Annotated in this window: 14 protein-coding genes; 10 read left to right on the top strand and 4 right to left on the bottom strand. The window is 74.3% G+C overall.

Going from position 1 to position 24,294, the window contains the following annotated elements; genetic code table 11:
- Positions 1 to 305 precede the first annotated feature (305 nt).
- The 3 genes from prfB to RI578_RS24580 all read right to left on the bottom strand — a co-directional run bounded on the left by prfB (position 306) and on the right by RI578_RS24580 (position 4,618).
- Entirely contained in the window at positions 306 to 1,412 is a 1,107-nt protein-coding gene (prfB, locus tag RI578_RS24590) for a peptide chain release factor 2 (RefSeq protein ID WP_310873097.1), read from the bottom strand.
- An 88-nt stretch (positions 1,413 to 1,500) separates the two neighbouring features.
- Positions 1,501 to 2,745, bottom strand: coding sequence for a serine/threonine-protein kinase (locus tag RI578_RS24585; RefSeq protein WP_310873096.1), 1,245 nt, complete (start codon positions 2,743 to 2,745; stop codon positions 1,501 to 1,503).
- 142 nt (positions 2,746 to 2,887) lie between these two features.
- Entirely contained in the window at positions 2,888 to 4,618 is a 1,731-nt protein-coding gene (locus RI578_RS24580; RefSeq protein WP_310873095.1) for a serine/threonine-protein kinase, read from the bottom strand.
- Positions 4,619 to 5,060: 442 nt separating this feature from the next.
- On the opposite strand from RI578_RS24580, the gene RI578_RS24575 reads away from it, so the two are divergent.
- From RI578_RS24575 to RI578_RS24535, 9 genes are all read left to right on the top strand, one after another.
- The gene (locus RI578_RS24575) at positions 5,061 to 9,323 is read left to right on the top strand and encodes an FHA domain-containing protein (RefSeq protein WP_310873094.1); all 4,263 of its coding nucleotides are present in this window, start codon (positions 5,061 to 5,063) and stop codon (positions 9,321 to 9,323) included.
- A gap of 245 nt (positions 9,324 to 9,568) precedes the next feature.
- A complete protein-coding gene (locus RI578_RS24570) occupies positions 9,569 to 10,966 on the top strand; it encodes an ABC transporter substrate-binding protein (RefSeq protein ID WP_310873093.1) in 1,398 nt (465 codons plus the stop codon).
- A 4-nt stretch (positions 10,967 to 10,970) separates the two neighbouring features.
- Positions 10,971 to 12,317 (top strand): sugar ABC transporter permease, encoded by a 1,347-nt coding sequence (locus RI578_RS24565; protein ID WP_310873092.1) that lies wholly within the window; start codon positions 10,971 to 10,973, stop codon positions 12,315 to 12,317.
- Positions 12,314 to 13,231 (top strand): carbohydrate ABC transporter permease, encoded by a 918-nt coding sequence (locus RI578_RS24560; protein WP_310873091.1) that lies wholly within the window; start codon positions 12,314 to 12,316, stop codon positions 13,229 to 13,231. The genes RI578_RS24565 and RI578_RS24560 overlap by 4 nt, the downstream gene beginning before the upstream one ends.
- Positions 13,232 to 13,409: 178 nt before the next feature.
- Positions 13,410 to 15,671: a CDP-glycerol glycerophosphotransferase family protein gene (locus RI578_RS24555; RefSeq protein WP_310873090.1), complete on the top strand. Its 2,262-nt coding sequence runs from the start codon at positions 13,410 to 13,412 to the stop codon at positions 15,669 to 15,671.
- Positions 15,672 to 15,865: 194 nt separating this feature from the next.
- Positions 15,866 to 18,073 (top strand): bifunctional glycosyltransferase family 2 protein/CDP-glycerol:glycerophosphate glycerophosphotransferase, encoded by a 2,208-nt coding sequence (locus RI578_RS24550; protein WP_310873089.1) that lies wholly within the window; start codon positions 15,866 to 15,868, stop codon positions 18,071 to 18,073.
- A gap of 7 nt (positions 18,074 to 18,080) precedes the next feature.
- Entirely contained in the window at positions 18,081 to 20,312 is a 2,232-nt protein-coding gene (locus tag RI578_RS24545; RefSeq protein ID WP_310873088.1) for a CDP-glycerol glycerophosphotransferase family protein, read from the top strand.
- On the top strand, positions 20,309 to 21,586 hold the full coding sequence (locus RI578_RS24540; RefSeq protein ID WP_310873087.1) for a hypothetical protein: 1,278 nt from the start codon (positions 20,309 to 20,311) through the stop codon (positions 21,584 to 21,586). The genes RI578_RS24545 and RI578_RS24540 overlap by 4 nt, the downstream gene beginning before the upstream one ends.
- A 101-nt stretch (positions 21,587 to 21,687) precedes the next feature.
- Positions 21,688 to 23,241 (top strand): hypothetical protein, encoded by a 1,554-nt coding sequence (locus RI578_RS24535; RefSeq protein WP_310873086.1) that lies wholly within the window; start codon positions 21,688 to 21,690, stop codon positions 23,239 to 23,241.
- 18 nt (positions 23,242 to 23,259) lie between these two features.
- On the opposite strand, the gene RI578_RS24530 is transcribed toward RI578_RS24535, so the two are convergent.
- Entirely contained in the window at positions 23,260 to 23,673 is a 414-nt protein-coding gene (locus RI578_RS24530) for an organic hydroperoxide resistance protein (RefSeq protein WP_121747267.1), read from the bottom strand.
- Positions 23,674 to 23,801: 128 nt separating this feature from the next.
- Between RI578_RS24530 and RI578_RS24525 the strand changes: the two genes are divergently transcribed.
- Complete coding sequence (locus RI578_RS24525) at positions 23,802 to 24,272, top strand: MarR family transcriptional regulator (protein WP_310873085.1); 471 nt, start codon at positions 23,802 to 23,804, stop codon at positions 24,270 to 24,272.
- Positions 24,273 to 24,294 lie beyond the last annotated feature (22 nt).

Genomic DNA, 24,294 nt, shown 5'->3' with positions numbered 1-24,294 from the left:
GCCGATTAGTCAGTGAGGCCGCACTCGGGGGCCGTGATCAACGGGAGGTAGCTGTGTACTGAAGTCCCCCGGTTCACATGCGCCCCAGAAATACGCATGCCGCGCCTCACCCTTGCGAATGTTCAAAGCAACGTCAAGGCCGTTGCGTACGCGATGTCCAGGTAAGGGACGTATGCCGGACACAAAGGGTGTGAGTGTGATGTAAAACCCAGACATCACCGGCGAACAAGGGGCCAGACAAAAGGCAACCGCCGCCCGAAGGACGGCAGTTGCCTTGTCGACAAAGCGGCGTTCCCGCTTTCGCGCTACTTCTCCTGCTGCTTGCGCCAGCGAATGCCGGCCTCCAGGAAACCGTCGATCTCGCCGTTGAACACGGCCTCGGGGTTGCCCACTTCGTGCTCGGTGCGCAGGTCCTTGACCATCTGGTACGGGTGCAGCACGTACGAACGCATCTGGTTGCCCCAGGAATTGCCACCGTCGCCCTTGAGGGCGTCCATCTTGGCCTGCTCCTCCTGGCGGCGCCGCTCCAGGAGCTTGGCCTGGAGGACGTTCATGGCGGTGGCCTTGTTCTGGATCTGGGAGCGCTCGTTCTGGCAGGAGACCACGATGCCGGTGGGGAGGTGGGTGAGCCGCACCGCGGAGTCGGTGGTGTTCACGCCCTGGCCGCCGGGACCGGACGAGCGGTACACGTCCACCCGCAGCTCGGACTCGTCGATCTCGATGTGGTCGGTCTGCTCGACCACGGGGAGGATCTCGACGCCCGCGAAGGAGGTCTGGCGGCGCCCCTGGTTGTCGAACGGCGAGATGCGCACCAGACGGTGCGTGCCCTGCTCGACGGAGAGGGTGCCGTAGGCGTACGGCGACTGCACGGCGAAGGTGGTCGACTTGATGCCGGCCTCCTCCGCGTACGACGTCTCGTAGATCTCGGTCTTGTAGCCGCGCTGCTCGGCCCAGCGCAGGTACATGCGCTGAAGCTTCTCGGCGAAGTCGGCGGCGTCCACGCCACCGGCCTCGGCGCGGATGTTGACGAGCGCCTCACGGGCGTCGTACTCACCCGAGAGCAGCGTGCGGACCTCCATCTCGTCCAGCGCCTTCTTGACGGCCGTGAGCTCGGACTCGGCCTCGGCGCGGGTGTCCGGGTCGTCCTCCTCCTCGGCCATCTCGAAGAGCACGGCGAGATCGTCGATCCGGCCGCGCAGCGCCTCGGCCTTCCGCACCTCGGCCTGGAGGTGGGAGAGCTTGCTGGTGATCTTCTGCGCCGCTTCCGGGTCGTCCCAGAGGGACGGCGCGGCCGCCTGCTCCTCGAGCACGGCGATGTCTGCCCTCAGCCTGTCGAGGTCCAGGACGGCCTCGATCGACTCCATGGTCGAGGAGAGGGACTTCAGCTCTTCGGATACATCGACGACTGCCACGCGTCCAGCGTAACGGCTCCGTCCACCGGTATTCGCCGGGCCGTAACGGGCGACGGCGGCCACGGCGCTCCCGGCCCGGCGGAGAGCCTCACGGAGAGGCCGGCGCCGAGTTCCGCGTGTCCTGCGGGCCCGCGCCGCCCTCGTCACCGCCCGTGGCCAGCCATGTACCGACGCCGATCGCCGCCACCAGGGCGACCGCGCCCGCGCCCAGCGCCAGCCGGCGGCGCCGCGCGGCGGCGCGGTTGCGGGCCGAGCCGGGGCGCGGGGCCCCGGACGCGCGCGGGGCCCGGGCGGTGCCGCGGGCGCCGCCCGCCAGCTCGTCGGGGGCCGGTACGCGCATGGAGGTGTGCGTGTCGCGGTTGGAGTCGGCCGGCTTCGCCCCCGGCACCAGGGGCACCGCTCCCCGGCGTCGTACCGGCTCCCCCGCGGGCGCGGCCGACGCCGGCGGCTCCTCGGGCGCGTCGTCCTCCTGCTCCGCGTCGGGCTCGTCCACGTCCAGCGGGCCCATCCCGGCCAGCATCGGCAGCAGCTCGCGCAGCCGGGCGCCCAGCTCGGAGGCGCGCAGCCGGGAGGCCGGCGCCTTGGCCAGGCACTGCACGAGCAGCTGCCACAGCTCGTCCGGGATGCCGGGGAGGGGGACGACGCGCTCGGTCACATGGCGGCGCAGCACCGCGCCGGGATGGCCGCCGCCGAACGGCGTGAAGCCCGCCAGCAGCTCGTACAGGACCGTGGCCAGCGCGTAGATGTCCACCGCCGCGCGCGGGGGCAGGCCCTCGACGATCTCCGGCGCCAGGTAGTCCGGCGTGCCGATGATCTTCGTGGCGCGGGTGCGCCGCGGGGTGTCGATGAGCTTGGCCACCCCGAAGTCCGTCAGGAGGGCCGGGTGCGAGCCGCCGGGGCCGAGCGGGCCCTGCATGTCGAGCAGCACGTTCTCGGGCTTGACGTCGCGGTGCACGACCCCGGCGGCGTGCGCGGCGGCCAGGCCGTCGGCGACGTCGGCGACGACCGCCACCGCGGCCTCGGGCGCCAGCCGCCGCTCCCGGTCGAGGCGGGTGCGCAGATCCGTACCGCGGACCAGGTCCATGACCAGGGCGAGGTCGTTGCCGTCGACCACCAGGTCGCGCACGGAGACGACGTGGGGGTGCTCCAGGCCGAGCAGGGCGGTGCGCTCCTGCACGAAGCGCGAGACGAGCTCCTGGTCGGACGCCAGGTCCTCCCGCAGCAGCTTGATCGCGACGGGTCCCTCGGGACCCTCGCCCAGCCACACCGTGCCGGCACTGCCCCGACCGAGGATCTGGTGGGCGGTGTACCGGCTGCCGATCTTCCGTGCCAAGGCTGCTCCTACCGACGCGTGTTGCGCTAAAAGTACGCGTCCGGGGAGCCAACCTTCACAGCGGAGGCGGAAATCACCCGCCGGATGTCGACAAATCTCCAGACTCGTCGTCGGATTCGGCGAGAACGCGCTCCGCCGGCGGCTAGTCGCCGGTCGAGGTCCCGCCGCCCGAGCCGCTGCCGCCGCCCAGGTCGCCGATCCAGTCCGTCACGGTGGTGAACCAGTCGCTGAGCTGCTCCCAGTAGCCCTTGCCCGTGCCGATCCAGTCCTGCAGGGGGCTCAGCTCCCAGATGAGCCAGCCCGCCACGAACATGATGACGAGCGTGAACAGGCATCCCTTGAGGCAGCCGAGCCCGGGGATCCGCATCGGGTTGGCGCTGCGCTGCCGCGGCGGCCTGGGCTCGCGCCGGGGCGGCTGGGGCTCGGGCGTGGGCGGCGGGGCGTACCGCTGCGGCTGGGGCCGGGGCGGCTGCTGGGGCTGCGGGGTGGCGTACCGCTGCGGCTGTTGCTGCTGCTGCGGATAGCCGTAGCCGGGCTGCTGGGGCGGCGGGCCCTGGGGAGCCTGGCGGGGCTGCTGCTGCGGGTGGGAGACCTGCCGCTGGGGGCGGCGGCGCAGCGGGTCCTGGTTCGGGTCGAGGTACTGGACCTGCGTCTGCTCGTTGCGGTCGCGGGCGGCGCGCAGCTGGTTCTGCCAGGGGTGCGGGTCGTCGGGCCCGCCGGGCTGCCCGCCCTGGCCCTGCCCCGGTCCGCCCGGCTGTCCCGGCGGCACCGGCGGCATCACGGCGGTCGGGTCGGCCGCGCCGCGGTTCGGGAGTACGGCGGTGGGGTCGGCGGCGCCCGAGGCGTTGCCGGTGTGCGGCAGGACGCTGGTCGCGCCGTTCGGGTCGTAGGCGCCGTTCGGGTTCTGCGGGAGGACCTGCGTCGGGTCCGCGCCGCCGGGGGCGCCCGGTACCTGCGCGGGCGCGGGGTCGGGCGCGAGGAGCACGCCGACGTTCTCGGCGGCGCCGATCTGCGCGCTGCTGGAATGCACGCCGACGCCCTCGGCGACGACGCGCAGGCCGCGGGCGAGGTTCTCGGCACTGGGGCGCTCGTCGGGGTTCTTGCGCAGGCAGCGCTCGATGACCGTCCACAGCGGGTCGGGGACGGTGGAGGGGCGGCGCGGTTCGGCGCTCAGGTGCTGGTGCAGGACCTCCAGCGCGGAACCCCCGCCGAACGGGGGCCGGCCGGTGACCAGCTCGTACAGCAGAATGCCGGCGCCGTACACGTCGACGGCGGAGGTCTGCGGGCGGCCCTCGGCGGACTCGGGCGCCACGTACGCGGGCGTGCCGACGAACTCGTGGGTGCGGGTGAGGCCGGGCGAGTCGGCGAGGCGGGCGATGCCGAAGTCGGTGAGCATCGGGTGCATCTCGCCGCCGGTCTGCTTCAGCAGGACGTTGGCCGGCTTCAGGTCGCGGTGGACGACGCCGTCGGCGTGGCTGGCGGCGAGCGCGTCGGCGACCTGAGCGGTGAGCAGGGCGGCGGCAACCGGGGTGAGCGGCCCGTTCTCGCGCAGGTAGCGGTGCAGGTCCGGACCGTCGATGAGATCCATGACGAGCGCCAGCAGCTCGCCCTCGACGACCAGGTCGCGGACCCGGACGATGTTGGGGTGGGTCAGCCGGAGCAGGACGGAGCGCTCCCGCAGGAAGCGCATCACGATGTCGGGATCGCTCGCGAGCTCCTCCTTGAGGACCTTGATCGCGACGGTCTCGCCGGGCTGTCCGGCCACGGCCGCCTCGGCGCCCGCGGTCTCCCGCTGACGGGCCCGCCAGACGGTGCCCGTGGCGCCGCGGCCGAGGGGCTCCTCGAGGAGGTACTTGCTGCCTACCGGCCGCACGTCATGCGCTCCCTGTTGCTTGCTGGCTGTTCCGACCCACTGTAGTGCCGTGGTCCCGGCACCGGGCCGCCGTCGTTCTGTGGGTTCCCATTGGTCCGCAGGTACGTCTTACGTTCCGTGTCCGGTACCCGTTCAGGTGCATGTTCGAGGGAAAGACGCTCGACCCGGTCCCTTGGTTGCCGGGCCCGGACGTGACCGATCTCAAGCGGACGCCATTCGATCATCGGGACGCCACCTGTCAGGCACTTTTGCGGGCAGAGGCGACCAATCAAGATCATTTGATGGCGGGCGGCGGGCGTGTTGTCAGTGGCAGGTGCGAGGATGCGTGCAGTACTGGCCGACGTGCTCGTGTGGCGGTGGGGGAAGTCCGCGGTGGGGGACCGTGGTAGACGGCTTCTGTCCCCGGCGCGCGGGCGCCCGCGCGAAGGGACCGCTGACGGCGATGCAGATCCGGCTGACCGTCGTAGACCCGCTGGGCCCGCATGCTTCGGTGGGGGGCCGCGCCGCGAGCTGCGACGTGCTGGTCACCGCACCGGCCGGCACGGCACTGGCCGCGGTCGCCTCCGCGCTGGCCGCGGCGCTCCCCGGTGGTGAGGGCACGGGCTCCGGCCAGGTGGTGCTCTACGCCGGCGCGCAGCGGCTCGACGCCCAGCGCAGCACCCTGGGCGAGCCCCCGCTGACCGACGGCGCCGTGCTCTGCCTGGGCGCCCCCGGCGAGCCCGACCCGCACACCGAGCCGGCCGACGTCCCGGCCCAGCTCCACGTGGTCGCCGGCCCCGACGCCGGCGGCGTCCACCTGCTGCACGGCGGCCAGATCCAGCTCGGCCGCTCCGCCGACGCCGACGTCGCGCTCGACGACCCGGACGTCTCCCGGATGCACTGCGCCGTGACCGTCGCCTCCGACGGCCACGTCTCGGTCGCCGACCTCGGCTCCACCAACGGCACCACTCTGGACGGCGCCCGCGTGGGCACCCGCCCGGTCCGCCTCGTGCCGGGCGCGCTGCTGCGGATCGGCGAGTCGGCCCTGCGGCTCGTGCCGGCCCCCGAGGGGGCGCAGGCGCGGGTGGCGACGACCCCGGACGGCGAGGGGCACGTACGGCTGTCCGGTGCACGGGCACTCCCGTCCGCCACCGGGACGGGTGCCGGCGACGAGATGGCCCACGCGCGCGTGGCGGACGGGGAGCAGGGACACGCGCCCTTGGGGGGCGCGGGCAAGGCGGCCGGTTCCCCGCGCACGGCGGGCGGCACGGACGATCCCCCGCACCCGACCGGTGCGACGGACGCCCCCGCACGCACGACCGGGAGGGCGGGCACGCACCCACGCACGATGGGCGGGACGGACGGGGCCCCGCACCCCACCCCCACGACGGACGCCCCCGCACACACGACCGGGAGGGCGGGCACGCACCCACGCACGGCGGGCGGGACGGACGGGCCTCCGCACACGGCGGGCGCGCCGGACGGCTTCGCGAGCGGGTCCGGCAGGCCGGACGGCCCGGCACGCGGAGCCGGGACCGACGGGTGGGACGGCCCCGCCGCGCGGACGCACCATGCCTACGGCACGGCGGACCAGGGCACCGGCGCGGCGCCGGCCGAGCCGCGCCAGGTGCCCGGCCAGGGCGGCGCGCCCCGCATCGAGAGCCACGGCACCGGCCCCACGGCGGGCCCGCCCCGACCGGCCCCCGCCGGAGGCGACACGCACGGCGGCGCGTACGGAGCGGGCACGCACGGCGGGGCGTATGGAACGGGCATTCACGGCGGCGCTGACGGAAGCGACGACGCCCCCGGCCCGCACACCGGTGCCGGCACCGGCACCGGCACCGGCACCGTCACCGGGCGCAAGGGAACGCCCCTGCGGGGCACCGACGTACCCCAGGGCGTGCGTAGGCGCGGCGGGCTCGGCGCGTGGGCGCGACGGCTGGCCGGCGGGCGCGGCTCCACCCAGGACACCACCGGTTCCGGCACGTACGCGTACGACGAGCAGCCCGCCGGACCGGCACCGACGGTCCCCGCGGGCACCTCCCGCGCGCCGGAGACCTGGCCGGACCCCGCCTCCTTGCTGCTGACGGCGCTCGGACCGGGGCCGCGGCTGTGGGAGCGCGGCCCGGGCCACCCGGAGGCGCTCACCGTGCGGCTCGGCACGGCCGACCGGGTGGCGCCCGGCGGCGACGCGCCGCTGCCCGCGGTCCCGGTGACCGCCGGGCTGCGCGAGGTCGGGGCGCTCGGGCTGGCGGGCCCGCGCGCGCGGCTCTCCGGGCTGGCCCGCGCGGTGCTGGCCCAGCTCGCCGCGCTGCACTCCCCCGACGTCCTGGAGATCGTCCTGATCAGCGCGGACCGCTCCCGTCCGCTCGACGAACGAGCCGCCGAGTGGTCCTGGCTGGGCTGGTTGCCGCAGCTGCGCCCGGGGCACGGCCAGGACTGCCGCCTGCTGCTCGCCTACGACCGCGAACAGGCCACGGCCCGCGCCCACGAACTCCTCCGCCGCCTGGAGGACCACCTGACGGACACCCGGACCGGAACCCGGCCGACGGCCCCCACCGGCACGATCCCGGCCCAGCCGGCCGCTCCCTCGCAGGGCGCCCACGGGGCCGGTCCCGCAGCCGGGCCCGCTGCGGGGCGGACAGCCGCCACGGGCACCACCCCGACGGCGGCTCCTACCCAGGCCGCACACCGGGCCGATCCCGCGGCCGACCCCGCAACCGGGCCCACTGCCGGGCGGACAGCAGCCACAGGCGCCCCGACGGCGGAACCCACGCAAGCCGCCCACCCGGCCGATCCCGCAACCGGCCCCGCCGCCGGACGGGCAGCCGGGCGGCCAGCAGCCGCGGGCACCACCCCGACGGCAGCTCCCACACAAGCCGCCCACCGGGCCGACCGCCCCGCAGCCGACCCCGCAACCGGGCGGACAGCAGCCACAGGCGCCCCAACGGCGGATCCCACGCAAGCCGCCCACCGGGCCGGCCCTGCAGTCGGTCCCGCAGCCGCCCCGGCAGCAGCGGCAGCAGCAGTCGGCGCCGCCGCCCGGCAGCCCTCCTGGGCGCGGCCCGACGACGGGACCGGCCCGGCCGGCGGCTTCGCCGGGCCGTACACCGTGGTCGTCGTGGACGGGGACCCCGGCGGTGCCGACGTGCGCGAGGCGATGGCTCGGCTGGCCCTGGAGGGTCCGCGGGCCGGCATCCACGTCGTGTGCCTCGCCGAGACCGCCGCGGCCTCGCCGACCTCCCCGGTGACGGAGACCTACGAGGCGGCCTGCGCGGTGTCGCCGGTGTTCCGGCAGTGCGGTGCCGTGGCGCTGCTCAGCGGCGACGTGGCGACGGCACTGCGGCTGCTGCGCATCGCGCGCACGGGCGCCTCCCCGGGCGGCCTGGGTACCCAGGGCGCTCAGGGCACCCAGGCCGCTCCAACCGCCCCCGCCGGCCCGGTCGGGCACGGCACCCTCGGCACGGTCGACGCCGTCTCCCTCGCCTGGGCCGAGCGGTTCGCGCGCGCACTGGCGCCGCTGCGCACCGACGGCGCGACCGGCGAGCGCCACGCGCGCGTGTCCGCGCCGCTGCCCCAGGCGGCCCGGCTCCTCGACGAGCTGGGCCTCGCCCGGGCCACCCCCGCCTCCCTGATGGCCAGGTGGGCGGCCGCGGCCGACGACACGGAGGCCCTCGGCGGACGAGCGCAGGCCGTGCTGGGCGCCGGGCCGCGCGGCCCGGTCACCGTCGACCTCGCGGCCGAGGGACCGCACCTGCTGATCGAGGGCCCGCCCGGCAGCGGACGCACCGAGCTGCTGCGGGCACTGGTCGCCTCGCTCGCCTCCGCCGAACGCCCCGACCGCCTCGGGATCGTCCTGATCGACGGCCGGGACAGCGTCAGCTCGGGCGGCGGGCACGGCGAAGGGCTCCGTGTCTGCACGGACGTACCGCACGTCACCACCCACCTCACCGCCAACGACCCCGTCCGCATGCGGGAGTTCGCCCAGTCCCTGAGCGCCGAGCTGAAGCGGCGCGCCGAGCTGCTCGGACGGTCGGACTTCGCCGAGTGGCACACCGGGCGGGAGGTGTCGGGCCGGATGGTCACCCAGCGCACGGCGGCGGGCGCGGCCGGCCCCGGGGTGATATCGGACGCCGGGGACGTCGACTCCCCGCCCAGCTCCACCCTGCGGCTGCGTCCCGGTGGCGCCCGGCGCCGGGCGGAGGCCGTGCCGCCACTGCCGCGCCTTGTCGTGGTCGTGGACGATCTCGACGCGCTCGTCACTCCCCCGCTCGGCTCGCCCGGGCGGCCCGCGGCGGGGTCGGTGATGCGGGCGCTGGAGGCCGTCGCGCGGGAGGGCGAGCGGCTCGGCGTGCACCTGGTGGCCGCCACCGGTCCCGGGGGCCGTACGGAACAGACGGAACCGGCCCGCCGGGCGGCGCTGCGGGTCACCCTGGAGGCGCCGGTACCGGGACCGGACGAACCGGCGCCGGGGCGCGGGCGGTTGGCCTCCGCCGAGGGGCGGTCCCTGGTGTTCCAGGGCGGCCGGGTCACCGGGCGCATCCCGCGGACGGCGACCCTGCGGCCCACCGTCGTCCCCCTGGAGTGGCACCGCATGGGCGACCCGCCCACCCGGCGCCCGGTACGCGAGCTGGGCAACGGTCCGACGGATCTGGCGCTGCTCGCCAGCGCGTTGGAGCGGACCGCGCGCGAGGTGTCGGCGGCGGAGGTGCCGTCGCTGCTGTGACGCCCGGCGCGACACCGCCCCTTCGACGCGCGCTCCCGCCGCGCCCCTTCGACGCGCCCTCCCGCCGCGCCCCCTTCGACGCGCCATCCCGCCGCGCCCCGCCCGGCATGCCCACCTGGTCACGACGCGGTCACGATCCCCCGCTTGACAGCGGACGCGCTCTTGCCGCCCTCACCCCCCTGGCGTACACCAGAGCGCACGGGACAGCGCCGAACGTTCGACGAGGAACGAAGAACGGGGCAGTGATGCGCACGAGCAGCACCATCCGATCAGGCAGGACCGTCAAGAGGACCACTCGGGCCGCCGCCGCCTTCGCCGCGGGAGCGCTCGCGCTCTCGCTCACCGCGTGCGGTGGCGACGACGACAACGGCGGCGGCGACAACGGCGGTCAGGGGGGCGGCGACAAGGAGCCGGCCGCCACCGTCACCCTCCCCAGGCTGGACGGCGAGAGCCTGGAGGTCGCCGCCGTCTGGACCGGCGCCGAGCAGGAGAACTTCAAGAAGGTCCTCGCCGAGTTCGAGAAGCGCACCGGCGCCAAGGTGACCTTCGTGCCCGCCCAGGATCCGATCATCAACTTCCTCGGCTCGAAGATCGCGGGCGGCGCCCCGCCGGACGTGGCGATGCTCCCGCAGCCCGGCGCCATCAAGCAGGCCGTCGAGAAGAGCTGGGCCAAGCCCCTGGGCGCCGAGGCCACCAAGGAGCTGGCGGAGAACTACTCGCAGGGCTGGCAGGACATCGGCAAGGTCGCCGGCAAGCAGTTCGGCGTCTACTACAAGGCCGCCAACAAGTCCCTGATCTGGTACAACGCCCAGGTCTTCGAGAACGCGGGCGCGGCCGAGCCGAAGACCTGGGACGAACTCCTCACCACCGCACAGACGATCTACGACTCGGGCGTCACGCCGTTCTCCGTCGGCGGCGCGGACGGCTGGACCCTCACCGACTGGTTCGAGAACGTCTACCTCTCGCAGGCGGGCCCGGAGAAGTACGACCAGCTGGCCGCGCACGAGATCAAGTGGACGGACCCGTCCGTCAAGGAGGCGCTGACCACCCTCGCCGAGATCTGGGGCAAGAAGGACTACGTCGCGGGCGGCGCGTCCGGCGCGCTGCAGACCGAGTTCCCGGCCTCGGTGACGCAGACCTTCACCGGCGGCGACCAGCCCAAGGCGGGCATGGTCTACGAGGGCGACTTCGTGCAGGTCAACATCGCCGAGACGGACGCGAAGGTCGGCACGGACGCGAAGGTGTTCCCGTTCCCGGCCGTCGGTGACACCGCGCCGGTGGTCTCCGGCGGCGACGCGGCCGTGATCCTGGAGGACTCGAAGGCGGCGCAGGCACTGGCCACCTGGCTGGCGTCCCCGGACGCGGCGACGATCCAGGCGAAGCTCGGCGGCTACCTCTCGCCGAACAAGAACGTGGACGCGTCGGCGTACCCGAACGACGTGCAGCGGAAGATCGCCGAGGCGCTGGTCGCGGCCGGCGACGACTTCCGCTTCGACATGTCGGACCAGGCCCCGCAGGCCTTCGGCGGCACGCCCGGCAAGGGCGAGTGGAAGGCGCTCCAGGACTTCCTGAAGAACCCGAAGGACGTCGCCGGCGCCCAGGCGAAGCTGGAGGCGGACGCGGCCGCCGCCTACGGAGGCTGACGCGATGACGTCGGCCACGGCGGCAGGAGCCTCACGGGGCCCTGCCGCCCCCAAGTCGCGCAAGAGCGTGACCGGCACCCGCAGAACCGTGGCGGCCCTGTTCCTGCTGCCCGCCCTGGTGCTGCTCGGCGCGCTCGTGGTCTACCCGATCGGGTACTCGCTGATCCGCAGCTTCTACGACCAGTCCGGCGACGGCTTCGCCGGATTCGACAACTACCAGGCGCTGTTCACCGACGACGGCATCCGCACCGCGCTGAAGAACAACATCATCTGGGTGGTGTTCGCGCCCACGGTCGCCACCGCGCTCGGACTGATCTTCGCGGTGCTGACCGAACGGGTGCGCTGGGGAACGGCGTTCAAGCTGGTCGTCTTCATGCCGATGGCGATCTCGATGCTGGCGGCCGGCATCATCTTCCGCCTGGTGTACGACCAGGACCCGGACAAGGGCGTCGCGAACGCGGTGTGGGTCGGGGTGCACGACACGTTCGCCGAGTCGTCGGCGTTCCCGAAGGCGCACCCGGGCCGCGAGTCGCCGCTGGAGCCGGCCGGCGGCGGCGCGTTCATCACCAAGGAGCCGGTGAGCGCGGGTCAGACCGTCGTCCTTCCCCTCGTCGGCGTCGCCCCCGACCTGATGCCGGACGGCGCGGAGAAGGCCGTACCCGCGGAGCCCGAGGACGGGAAGATCACCGGCACCACCTGGCAGGACTTCACCCGCGGCAAGGGCGTCGGGAAACTCAACGGCGTCGACGCGGCCGAGCTGGGCTACGCCGGAATGAAGATCGAGGCCGTCAAGGACGGCGAGGTCGTCGCGGAGACCACGGCGTCCGGCGACGGCACCTTCACCCTGCCCGCCGCGGCCGACGGGGCGCTGCTCAGACTCCCCGCCGACAACTTCAAGGAGCCGTACAACGGCCTGAACTGGCTCGGCCCCTCCCTCGTCACCCCGGCCATCATCGGGTCGTACGTGTGGATGTGGGCGGGCTTCGCGATGGTGCTGATCGCGGCGGGGCTGGCCGGGGTCCCGCGCGAGCTGCTCGAAGCGGCCCGGGTCGACGGTGCCAACGAGTGGCAGGTCTTCAGACGGGTCACGGTGCCCCTCCTGGCGCCGGTCCTGGCGGTCGTGGCCGTCACCCTCATGATCAACGTCCTGAAGGTCTTCGACCTGGTGTTCATCATCGCCCCCGGCTCCTCCCAGGACGACGCGAACGTGCTCGCCCTGGAGCTGTACCGCAAGGGCTTCGCCTCGGACCAGCCGGGCATCGCCAGCGCCATCGCGGTGTTCCTGCTGCTCCTGGTCATCCCGGTGATGTGGTTCAACGTACGGCGGCTGCGGCGGGAGGTGCGGCGATGACCACGGACGCGGGCTCCCTCACGAAGACGGCGCCGACGCCGCCCGGGACGGCCCGCAAGGCGAAGCAGTCGCTGGGGTCGCGGCTCGCCGAGGGCGTCAGCGGCGGGCTGGTCCGGGTGTTCCTGATCGTCGTGGGCCTGTTCTGGCTGGTCCCGACGATCGGCCTGCTGCTGTCCTCGCTGCGCACGCCCCGGGACATGGCGGCGAGCGGCTGGTGGGAGGTCTTCACCAAACCGTCCCAGCTCACCTTCCAGAGCTACGAGGAGCTGCTGAAGAACGGCGACATCACCTCCTCCCTCCTCAACACCGTGATGATCACGGTCCCGGCGACGGTCCTGGTCGTGGTCATCGGGTCGCTGGCGGGCTACGCCTTCGCGTGGATGGACTTCCCGGGCCGCGACTGGTGGTTCCTGGCCGTGGTCGGGCTGCTCGTCGTCCCCGTCCAGGTCGCCCTGATCCCGATCGCCGAACTCTTCGGCAAGGTCGGCCTGTTCGGGTCGGTGGTCGGCGTGATCCTGTTCCACGTCGGCTTCGGCCTGCCCTTCGCCGTCTTCCTGTTGCGGAACTTCTTCGCGGAGATCCCGAGGGAGCTGCTGGAGGCGGCCCGGCTGGACGGCGCGGGTGAACTGCGCTTGTTCCTCCGGGTCGTGATGCCACTGGGCGGGCCCGCGATCGCGAGCCTCGGCATCTTCCAGTTCCTGTGGGTGTGGAACGACATGCTGGTCGCGCTGATCTTCTCGGACTCCGGGAGCCAGCCGATCACGGTCGCCCTGCAGACGCAGGTACGGCAGTTCGGCAACAACATCGACGTACTGGCGCCGGGAGCGTTCATCTCCATGGTGATCCCGCTGGCCGTGTTCTTCGCGTTCCAGCGGCAGTTCGTCTCCGGCGTGATGGCGGGCGCCGTCAAGTAAGCGCCGCAGCAGCACCCTTGAGGGGGCGGGCCGAACACCGGCCCGCCCCCTCCTTCGTACGGGGGCTTCCCATGGGCACGGGGTCCCCCGAATGCCGCAGGGGCCGTAACCAAGTCACTCCATTGGCCGTTCCCGGGCCGAACGCCCGCGCCGACCCCGCCGACCCATGGATGTTCCCGTGCCCAGGTTCAGTGTCATCGTCCCCGCGTACCAGGTTCAGGCGTATCTGCACGAGTGCCTGGAGTCGGTGCTGTCCCAGTCGTATCCGGACCTCGAACTGATCGCGGTCGACGACTGCTCGCCGGACGCCTGCGGCGCGATCGTCGACGAGTTCGCGGCCCGCGACCCGCGCGTACGCGCCGTGCACCTGCCCGAGAACCAGGGCCTCGGCCCGGCCCGCAACGCCGGGATGGAGCGGGCGAGCGGCGACTACCTGGTCTTCCTCGACGGCGACGACACCCTCGCCCCAAACGCGCTGCGGGCCATCGCCGACCGGGTGAAGGAGACCGGGGAGCCGGACGTCCTGGTCTACGACTACGCGCGCACGTTCTGGTCGGGCGACGCGGTCCGCAACCAGGCGGCCCGGCACCTCACCGAACAGGGCCCGGCGCCGTTCCGGCTCACCGACCGGCCGGGGCTGCTGAAGCTGCTGATGGTGGCCTGGAACAAGACGGTGCGGCGGGAGTTCGCCGAGCGCGAGGGCTTCACCTTCCCGCCCGGCTACTACGAGGACACGCCGTGGACCTACCCGGTCCTGCTGACGGCGGACTCCATCGCCACCCTGGACCGGGTCTGCGTCCGCTACCGGCAGCGTCGGCGGGGCAGCATCCTGGGCACGCCGAGCGAGCGCCACCTGGACGTCTTCGAGCAGTACGACCGCGTCTTCGCGTTCCTGGAGACGCACCCGGAGCCGGCCCGCTGGCGGCCGGTGCTCTACCGCCGCATGGCCGACCACCTGACGACGGTGTTCACCCGTCCCGACCGCCTCCCGCGCTCCCTGCGCGGCGAGTTCCTGCGCCGGGCCCGCGTCCACTGCCGCCGCTACCGGGTCCCCGGCGCCCCCGCCCCGCTGCCGGTGCGCCTGCGCCACGCCCTGCTCCGGCTGGGCCTGCGCCGCACCTACGAGGCCCTGCGGCTGGCGTCGGCCCTGCGCCGCCGGACGGTGAAGGGCGCCGCCAGGCTGCTGCGCACCGCGCGGACCGCCGCCCTGCGCCTGCACTACCGCGTCCAGCGCCGCCTCCCGCTGCGCGCCGACCGTGCCGTCTTCGCCGCCGACGGGGACCGGGGGCACGGCTGCAACCCGGGGGCGCTGGAGGAGGCGTTCCGCGACCTCGCGCCGCACATCCGCACGGCGTGGGCCGCCGACCCCGCGCACCACCACACCGTCCCGACCGGCACCCGGCGCCTGACGCCCGGCACGGCCGCCTACTGGACGGCGCTGGCCCGCTCCCGCTACCTGGTGCACAACGCCTCCTTCGACGCCGGCCTGGTCAAGCGGAAGGGCCAGGTGCTGATCCAGACACAGGCCGGGACGCCCCTCAAGCACATGGGCCTGGACCTCCAGGAACGCCCGGCCGCCGCCGGCGGCACCGACTTCGCCCGGCTGCTGCGCGACGTCGACTCCTGGGACTACGTCGTCTCCGCCAACCGCCACTCCACCCTGACCTGGGAACGCGTCCACCCCGGCGGCTACACCACGCTGGAGTACGGCCAGCCCCGCACCGACGTCCTCCAGCGGGCGACGCCCGCGGACGTGGCCCGGCTGCGCGAGACGCTGGGCATCCCCGAGGGCACGGTCGCGATCCTCTACGCGCCCACCCACCGCGACTACCGGCGCACCCAGCGCGCCGCCCTGGACCTGGAGCGCGTCCTCACCCGCCTCGGCCCCCGCTTCATGGTGCTGGCCCGCGCCCACCCCCGGCACGGCGGTCCGCTCGCCGAGCCCCGGGGCCGGGTCCTCGACGTCAGCGGCCACCCGAGCGTGGAGTCGCTCTGCCTGGCCTCGGACGCCCTCGTCACCGACTACTCGGCACTGATGTTCGACTACGCGGGCCTGGACCGGCCGATCGTGATCCACGCCGACGAGCCGGAGGCCTACGAGGCGGCCCGCGGCACCTACTTCGACCTGCGCGCCTTCCCGCCGGGCGCGATCGCGCGGGACGAGGACGAGCTGATCGACATCTTCGCCGGCGGCCACTGGCGCGGCTCCCGGCCCGACCGGCTCAGGGCCGCTTTCCGGGAGCGGTTCTGCCCGCACGACGACGGCCGCGCCGCGGAACGCGTCGTACGCCGCGTGGTGCTGGGCGAGACGGACCTCCCGCGGGTCGTGCCGCTCGCCGAACGGCACCCCGCGCCCTCGGCCGCCGCGGCCCTGGCCCGCACCCCGCTGGCCACGGTGCCGCAACCCGCCGGCCCCCGCACCGTCACCGACAGCCTCTGATCGCCGTTTGCCCACTGGGAGTTCGCATGCCCCGCAGTTCGTCGCGGCCCACTCCGACCCGGCCGCCCACCTGGCGGCCGACGGGACGACCGGGCCGCCGGACGGCACGAGCGGCGGGGGTGGCCTCCGTCGGGCGGGGGCTCCCGTCCGGCGGGTGACTTCCGTAGGACCAGTGGAACGAGAGAAAGAGCAGTATGCCCCGCTTCAGCATCATCGTCCCGTCCCATGGGGTCGCGGGGCGGCTGTCCCAGTCGCTGGACTCGGTCCTCGCCCAGTCCTTCGGCGACTTCGAGCTGATCCCGGTCCACGACGCCCCGGACCGCGTCGCGGCGGACGTCGCCGTGGAGCGCGCCGAGCGGGACTGCCGGGTGGCGCCCGTGCACTCGCCGCCGTCGGCCGGGCTGGCCGGGGCGCGCAACGCCGGGATGCGGGCGGCGACCGGCGCGTACCTGCTGTTCCTCGACGGCGACGACGTCCTCGCGCCGGGCGCGCTGGCCGCGTTGGACGCGCGGCTGGCGGACACCGGCGGCGTGGACGTGCTGCACTTCGAGCACGAGCGGGTGCCCTGGTGGGAGGGCGAGCCGACCAACCCGGCCGCCCCGCTGCTGGCGAAGGCCCCGGACGGCGCCTTCACCCCCGACCGCGCCCCGCACCTCACCGGCGTGCGGCTGCCCGCCTGGAGCGCGGTGTACCGCCGTACCTTCCTCACCGAGCGGCGGCTGGACTTCCCCGACGGGCACTTCACCGACGTCGGCTTCGGCGCACTGGCCGCGGCGCGCGCCGAGCGCGTGGCCGTGCTGCGCTCCGTCGTCGTGCGGCATCTGGTGCGGCGGCAGGGCAACCGGCTGAACCTGCCCGGTGAGCACCACGCGGACCTCCTCGACCAGGCCGAACTGGCGCTCGCGCACGCCGCCGAGCGGGGGCTGCCGGACGAGCGGCGCGGACCGCTGTTCGAGCAGCTCTTCGCCGCGATCCTGAAGACGGCCACCCATCCGCGGCGCCTGACCCGCCGGGAGCGCCGCACCTTCTTCCGCCGGGCGAGCCGCCTCTACCGGCGCCACCGCCCCGCCGGTTTCCGGCCCCCGGGCGGCCGGCTCGGCGTGCAGCACCGCCTGCTGGCGTCCGGCTCGTACGCGGGCTTCCGCGCCCTGCGCGCCGCCAACCGGGCGGCGACCGGCGTCCTGCGGCGCCTGCCGCGCCCGCACGGACTGCGCACCCGCCTGCGCTACCGGCGCGCGCTGCGCCGCCCGCTGGACGCGGGCCTCGTCGTGTACTGCGCGTACTGGGGCCGCGGCTACGCCTGCAACCCGGCCGCGATCCACGCCAAGGCCCGGGAACTCGCCCCGCACCTGCGCTCGGTGTTCCTGGTCGAGGCCGACCAGGCGCACACGGTCCCCGACGACGTCGACCACGCCGTCATCGGCAGCCGGCGCTACTGGGAGGTGCTGGCCCGCGCCAAGTACCTGGTCAACAACGCCAACTTCGCCGAGGACGTCGTCAAGCGCCCCGGCAGCGTGCACGTGCAGACGCAGCACGGCACCCCGCTGAAGACCATGGGCGTCGACCAGTCGACGTACCCGGTGGTGGCCGCGGCGAGCGGCAGCTTCGCCAAGCTGCTGGGCCGCGTGGACCGCTGGGACCACAACATCTCGTCCAACCGCCACTCCACCCAGATGTGGGAGCGCGCCTTCCCGGGTTCCTACGAACACCTGGAGTACGGCTATCCGCGCAACGACGTCTACTGCACGGCGACCGCCGACGACGTCGCCCGCGTCCGGCGCGAACTCGGCGTCCCGGAGGGGAAGACGGCCGTCCTGTACGCGCCCACGCACCGGGACTACGAGAGCGGCTTCGGCGCGGGCGGCCTGGACCTGGAGGCCTTCTGCGAGGCGGCGGGCAAGGACGTGGTGGTGCTGCTGCGCGCCCACTACTTCTACGACCGGGGCGGCAGGCGGGGCAGCGGCCGGATCATCGACGTGACCTCGCACCGCTCCTCCGAGGACGTGTGCCTGGCCGCCGACGCGCTGGTCACCGACTACTCGTCGATCATGTTCGACTACGCCAACCTGGACCGGCCGATCGTCGTGTACGCCGACGACTGGGACGTCTACCGGGAGACCCGCGGCGTCTACTTCGACCTGATGGCGGCGCCGCCCGGACCGGTGGCGCGGACGCCGGAGGAGCTGGCCCGCGTCTTTCGCGACGGCTCGTACGCGGGTCCGGAGTCGGCGGCGCTGCGGGCGGCCTTCCGGGAGCGGTTCTGCGAGTTCGACGACGGCCGGGCCGCCGAGCGCGTCGTGCGCCGGGTGCTGCTCGGCGAGCCGCCCGAGGCGCTGCCGCCGGTGATCCCGCTCGCGGAGCGCGTCCCGGCCCCCGCCGCCGCCACCCTCGTAAGGAGCTGACCCCGCCGTGCCCCGCTTCAGCGTCATCATCCCCTGCTTCAAGGTGCAGGGCTTCCTGCGCGAGTGCCTCGACTCCGTTCTGGACCAGTCCTACCGGGACATCGAGGTCATCGCCGTGAACGACTGCTCGCCGGACGGCTGCGGCGCGATCCTCGACGAGTACGCCGTCCGCGACGAGCGGGTGCGGGTGCTGCACCTGGAGGAGAACGTGGGCCTCGGCCGGGCCCGCAACGCCGGGCTGCCGCACGCCACCGGCGACTACCTCTTCTTCCTCGACAGCGACGACACCCTCACCCCGGGCGCCCTGCGCGCGATGGCCGACCGGCTCGCGGAGACGGACGACCCGGACGTGCTGGTATTCGACTACGCGCGCACCTACTGGTGGGGCGGCACGCGGCGCAACGTCCTGGCCGAGGTGCTGGCGGAGGCGGGCGACGGTACCTTCACGGCCGCCGAGCACCCCGGCATCCTCGACCTGCTGATGGTGGTCTGGAACAAGGTCTACCGGCGCGACTTCGTGGAACGGGAGGGGTTCACCTTCCCGCCGGGCTACTACGAGGACACGCCCTGGACCTTCCCGGTCATGTTCGGCGCCGGGCGGATCGCCACGCTGGACCGCATCTGCCTGAACTACCGGCAGCGCCGCCAGGGCAACATCCTGTCCACCACCAGCCGCAAGCACTTCGACGTCCACGCGCAGTACGAGCGGGTCTTCGCCTTCCTCGACGCCCGCCCGGAGCTGGCCCGCTGGCGGCCGTTCCTGCACGCCAAGATGGGTGAGCACTGCCTGGACATCCTGTCCAAGCCGGACCGGCTGCCGCCCGCCGACAAGGCCGAGTTCTTCCGCCGCACCGCCGAGATGTTCCGCGCGTACCGGCCGGAGGGCGCCGAGATCCCGGCCGAGCTGCGGGTGCTGAACGGCGGATACGCCACCTACCTGGTGCGGCGCCAGTCCGGGCGGGCCGGCCGGGAGCTGGAGCGGCGGGCACGGCAGGCGCGCGGGGTGGTCGCCGGACGTGCGGGGCGGGTGCGGACCGCGGTGAACCGCCGCCGCCCGCTGGACGCCGGCCTCGCCGTGTACTCGGCGTTCTCCCACCGGGGCGTGCTGGGCGACCCCGCGGCGGTCTACCGCAAGGCCCGCGAGATCGCCCCGGACCTGCGCGGGGTGTGGGTGGTGCGCGACGAGGAGTGCGCGGCGGACACGGCCGCGCTGCCGCCGGACACGGAGCACGTGGTCCTGGGCAGCGCCGCCTACCGCCGGGTGACCGAGCGGGCCACGTTCTTCGTCAACAACGTCAACTGGCCCGGTGGCGTGGCCAAGCGCCCGGGCAGCGTCCACATCCACACCCACCAGGGCACCCCGCTCAAGTACATGGGCGCCGACCTGCTGGGGCGGCCCGGCGCCCGGCACGGCGTCGACGTGCCGCAGATGCTGCGCCGGGCCGACCGCTGGGACTACAGCCTGGTCGCGGGCCGGTACGCGGAGCGGGTGTGGGAGCGGGCGTACCCGTGCCACTTCACGTCCGTGCACACCGGCAGCCCGCGCAACGACGTGCTGGTGGGCGCCGCCCCGGAGGACGGCCGCCGGATCCGCGAGCGGCTCGGCGTCCCCGACGGGCACACCGTCGTGCTGTACGCGCCGACCCGCCGCGAGTACCGGCGGGGCGGGTACGTGGAGCGGATCGACCTGGCCCGGCTCGCCGCCGACCTCGGCGACGGCCACACCCTGGTGGTCCGCCTGCACCCGTCCCTCGCCACCGGCCCGGCGCGCGGCATGGGCCTCACCGAACTGCACCGGCGGGGCGTGCTGATCGACGCGACGGACGAGCCGCACGTGGAGGACCTGATGGTCGCCTCCGACCTGCTGATCACCGACTACTCCGCCCTGATGTTCGACTACGCCGTCCTGGACCGGCCGATCGTGATCCACGCCGACGACTGGGGCGCCTACACGGCGAGCCGCGGCGCCTACTTCGACATCACCGCCGAGGCACCGGGCCATGTGTCGCGCTCCTACCGGGAGCTGGCGTGGCTGCTGGCGTCGGGCGCGTGGCGGGACGAGGAGGCGGCGCGGCTGCGGTCCGCCTTCCGAGCCCGGTTCTGCGAGTACGACGACGGGCTGGCCGCCGAGCGGGTCGTCCGGACCCTGATGCTGGGCGAGCCGATGCCGGAGCCCGTCGGCGTCCCCGGTGCCCGGGCCGTCCCGTCCGCCGGCCGCGACCTGCTGACCTCGTCGTGAGGCCGCGCACCTGGGTGCTGCTCCTCGCCGCGGTCTTCGCCCTGCTCCAGCTCGCGAACGTCACCGGCCGGGACACCCCCGACACCAAGAACTACCTGTCGTACGCCCTGAGCCTCGGCGGCGGGAGCAAGCGCGGGGTGGCGGCGGCCACCATCGACTACGTGTGCACGAGCCAGGCGTCGACGGCCCGGCGCAACCAGAGCGTGCACGTGGTCCACTTCCACCGCCCCGACCCCACCGACCGGGTCATGGACGAGTGCCGGGAGCGGGAGTGGCGGCACGTGGAGCCGCGGCTGGAGGCGGGGCAGACCGGTGGGCACACCGTGCCGTACATGGAGGAACGCTTCATGCGGATCTTCGAGGCGCGGCCCGGCTACCCGGTGTTCCTGGTGCCGTTCGTCCTGGCCTTCGGGGCGACGTGGGGGTTGTGGGCGGCGAGCGTCGTCATCGCGTGCGCGGGCGGCGTCCTCGCCTTCCTGATCCTGCGCACCCTGTCCGTGTCGGTGCCGCTCGCCCTGGCCGGGCAGGGGCTGTACTACGTGCTGCCGTGCGGGACGACCGCCATGCGCCCGATGACCGAGGGGCTGCTGATGGCGCTGACCCTCGCGGCGGTGTGGGGCTGTGCGCTGGTGCTGCGGGCGGGGCGCGCGCGGGCCGGGTACGCGCTGGTCGCCGGGTCGTTGCTCGCGCTCTTCACGGTCAAGCACTCCCAGGCGCTGTTCCTCGGGGCATGCCTGGCGGCGGCGGGCGCGCTGATCGCCCTGCGGCGGCACCGGCGGGGCCGGCCGCCCGGCCGGGACGTGCCGGCGCTCGCGGCGGTGGGTCTGGCAGGCGCCGTCGTCACGATGGCCCTGGCCCGGCTGCTGCACTACCCGTCGGTGTCCGACAGCCTCCAGGACCTGCTGACCGGCCACTTCGCCCGGCCCGACCGGGCGGATCCGTGGCCGGAGTTCTGGCAGTTGCAGGGCAACTTCTGGGTGGAGTGGCTGCGCCGGCAGGCGTGGGAGCCGCTGTTCGTCGCGGCCCTGGCCGCCGGAGCGTGGGGCGCGCTGCGGCGCGGCGGCGCGGTCGGCGGTTTCGTGGTCGCGGCGGCGTTCACCGGGATCCTCACCCAGGCCGGGCATCCGGACATCGACATCTGGGGCGGGCGGCTGATCGTGCTGGCGTGGCTGCTGCCGGTGGTGGGGGTGCCGCTGCTGCTGGAGCCGGTGGTGCGGGGGCGGGTGGCGCTGCCGTCGCAGGGGCAGGCGGACCGGGCGCGCGCGACCAGCTGACCCACACTCGATGGGGTGACGTGAGGTCATCTCGTTGACCCCGGCGGGATCATCGGGAACATACGCCAAATGTCCCGAATGCCCCACCCTTCGACCGTCCCGTGAGCGCCGGCGTCCTCATCCGGCGTTCCGTGCGCGGAGCGACGGCGCTGCGCGGCGGCCGCGTCTGGCGTCCCACCCCGTACCAGAGTGCGGGTTTCCTCTTCTTCCTCCTGATGACGCTGGCGTACTGGGCGGTGCCGCTGTGCTGTGACGCCGGCCAGCACGCGGCCGTCGTCGAGCGCCTGAAGGCCGACCTCCTCCACCCCCGCCACCCGATGGCCGACCTGCCGGGTGCGGGAAGCGCGTACTACTCGCCGTACGCGCTGGCGCAGGGCCTGCTCGCCCGGCTGACCGGGCTGGGCGGCTGGGAGGTGGTGCGGCTCGCCGGGCCGGTGAACCTGCTGGTGCTGCTGACGGGCCTCGGCCGCTTCGTGCGGGTGCTGTCCCCGCGCCCGTGGGCACCGGTGCTGGCGCTGGGCGCGATGACGCTGCTGTGGGGGACCGAGCGCGCCTGGTGGAGCGGCTATCTCGGGCTGATGTCGATGACGGGCAACCTGGGCTACCCGTCGGCTTTCGCGATCGGGCTCACCTTCTGGGCCTGGTCGCTGACCGGGGCGCGGGCACGGGATCCGCGCCGGGTGCGGTACGTGGGCCCGAGCGGCCTGCGCGGCCTGCCCGGATACGCGGGACTCGGCCTCCTCTACGGCCTGATCCTCCTCGTCCACCCGATCACGGCGGTGGCGGCGGCGCTCGGCGCGGTGGCGCTGGTGGCCGGATGGCAGCGCGGGTGGCGCGGAGCGGTCGCCGGACGGTGGGCGCTGACGGGCGGCGTCGCGGGGGCGTCGGCGGCGGTGTGGCCGTACTTCGACGTGTTCGCGCTGGCCGGCGACGACAGCGTGGACGGGATGCACCGGATCCTGTACCTGGACCTGCCCGGGGAGTTCTGGCTGGCGCTGCTCGGACTCCCGGCGCTCTGGCTGCGCGGACGCCGGTCGGCGCGGGATCCGCTGGTGCTGATGTTCGCGCTGGACTGCGCGGTGGTGGCGTACGGCTGGTTCAGCGGCCACTACACCTACGGCCGGATCCTCGGCCTCACGCTGGTGCCGTTGCAGTTCGCCCTGGCGGTGGAGCTGGCGGCGCCCCGGCCGTGGGGGCGGTGGCGCAGGGCGCTGGGGTGGGCCGCCACGACGGGGGCCCTGCTGGGGTTCCTCACGGTCCACGCCGGGGCCGTGGTGCCGCGCCCGCTCGACCCGGTCGGCTTCGAGCAGCCGCCGAACTGGCCGACGTACGAGTGGGCGGCCCGGCACATCGCCCCCGGCGAGGTCGTGATCACCGACGGCTACTACGCCGGGCACGCCATCGCCGGGTACGGGCCGAACCTCGCGGCGCCCGCCTGGCCGGACCCGTCGCTGGACGAGCGGGAGCGCGGGCGGCGGGTGGCCGACGTCGAGGCGTATCTCGCGCCCGGCTCGACCCGCGCCGAGCGCGCCACCGTCGTCCGCCGCTACCACGTCCGCTGGCTGCTGCTGACCCGCTGGCGGCCGGTGCCCGAGGAGGCGGTGGTGGTGGCGTGGAGCGAGCGGACCGGGGAGGTGCTGGCGCGGGTCGGGTGAGCGCCGGCTCGGCCGCGACTACTCGATGACGAGGTCGACCGGGATGTTGCCGCGGGTCGCGTTGGAGTAGGGGCAGACCTGGTGGGCCTGCTCGACCAGCTTGCGGCCGGTCTCCGCGTCCACGCCCTCGGGCAGTTCGACCCGGAGCGTGACGGCGAGCGCGAAGCCCTCGCCCTGCTTGCCTATGCCGACCTCGGCGGTCACCGCGGCGTCGCTGACGTCGACCTTCGCCTGCCGGCCGACGAGGCCGAGGGCGCTGCCGAAGCAGGCGGCGTACCCGGCGGCGAACAGCTGCTCGGGGTTGGTGCCCTGGCCGTTCCCGCCCATCTCGACGGGGACGCCGAGCGCGAGGTCGAGCGTGCCGTCGGAGCTGACGGTGCGGCCGTCGCGGCCGTGGGTGGCGGTGGCGGCGGCGGTGTAGAGCGCGTCCATGGGAAACCGTCCCTCTCTGGGTTCTGCGGAGGAGTGTCGTGGTGACTTCCGACGCCACCCAGTAGAGCACGCAATTCAATTGCGCACAACTAAATTGCCCGCAAAGGCCGTCGGCTACCCTGGGAACCATGACCACGCCCGCAACGGACTGGCTCCGCCTGGACCAGCAGATCTGCTTCTCCCTGAACGCCGCCTCGCGCGCCTTCAACGGCGTCTACCGCGTGGTCCTCAAGGACCTCGGCCTCACCTACCCGCAGTACCTGGTGATGCTGGTGCTGTGGGAGCACGGCGAGCTGCCGGTCAAGAGGCTCGGCGAGCACCTGCGCCTCGACTCCGGCACGCTCTCGCCCCTGCTCAAGCGGCTGGAGGCGGCCGGTCTGGTCCACCGGGAGCGCAGCGCGCGCGACGAGCGGTCGGTGGAGGTGCGGCTGACCGGGGAGGGCGTGGCGCTGCGCGAGCGGGCCGTGGAGGTGCCGCGCCGGATCGCCGCGGCGACCGGCCTGGACCTGGCGGAGGTCCAGGACCTGCGGGCCCGTCTCGACCGGCTCACGGCGGCCGTCGACGCGTACGGCACCGAACCGGCCTCCGCCTCGTCCTGAAGGGTGCGGTGCCCGCCCGGCA

It is taken from the genome of Streptomyces sp. BB1-1-1 (genome assembly GCF_031597775.1).
GTDB lineage: Bacteria > Actinomycetota > Actinomycetes > Streptomycetales > Streptomycetaceae > Streptomyces > Streptomyces thinghirensis.
The sequence above is the reverse complement of the archived record's forward strand: the minus strand, read 5'-3'. Positions and strand labels throughout refer to the sequence as shown.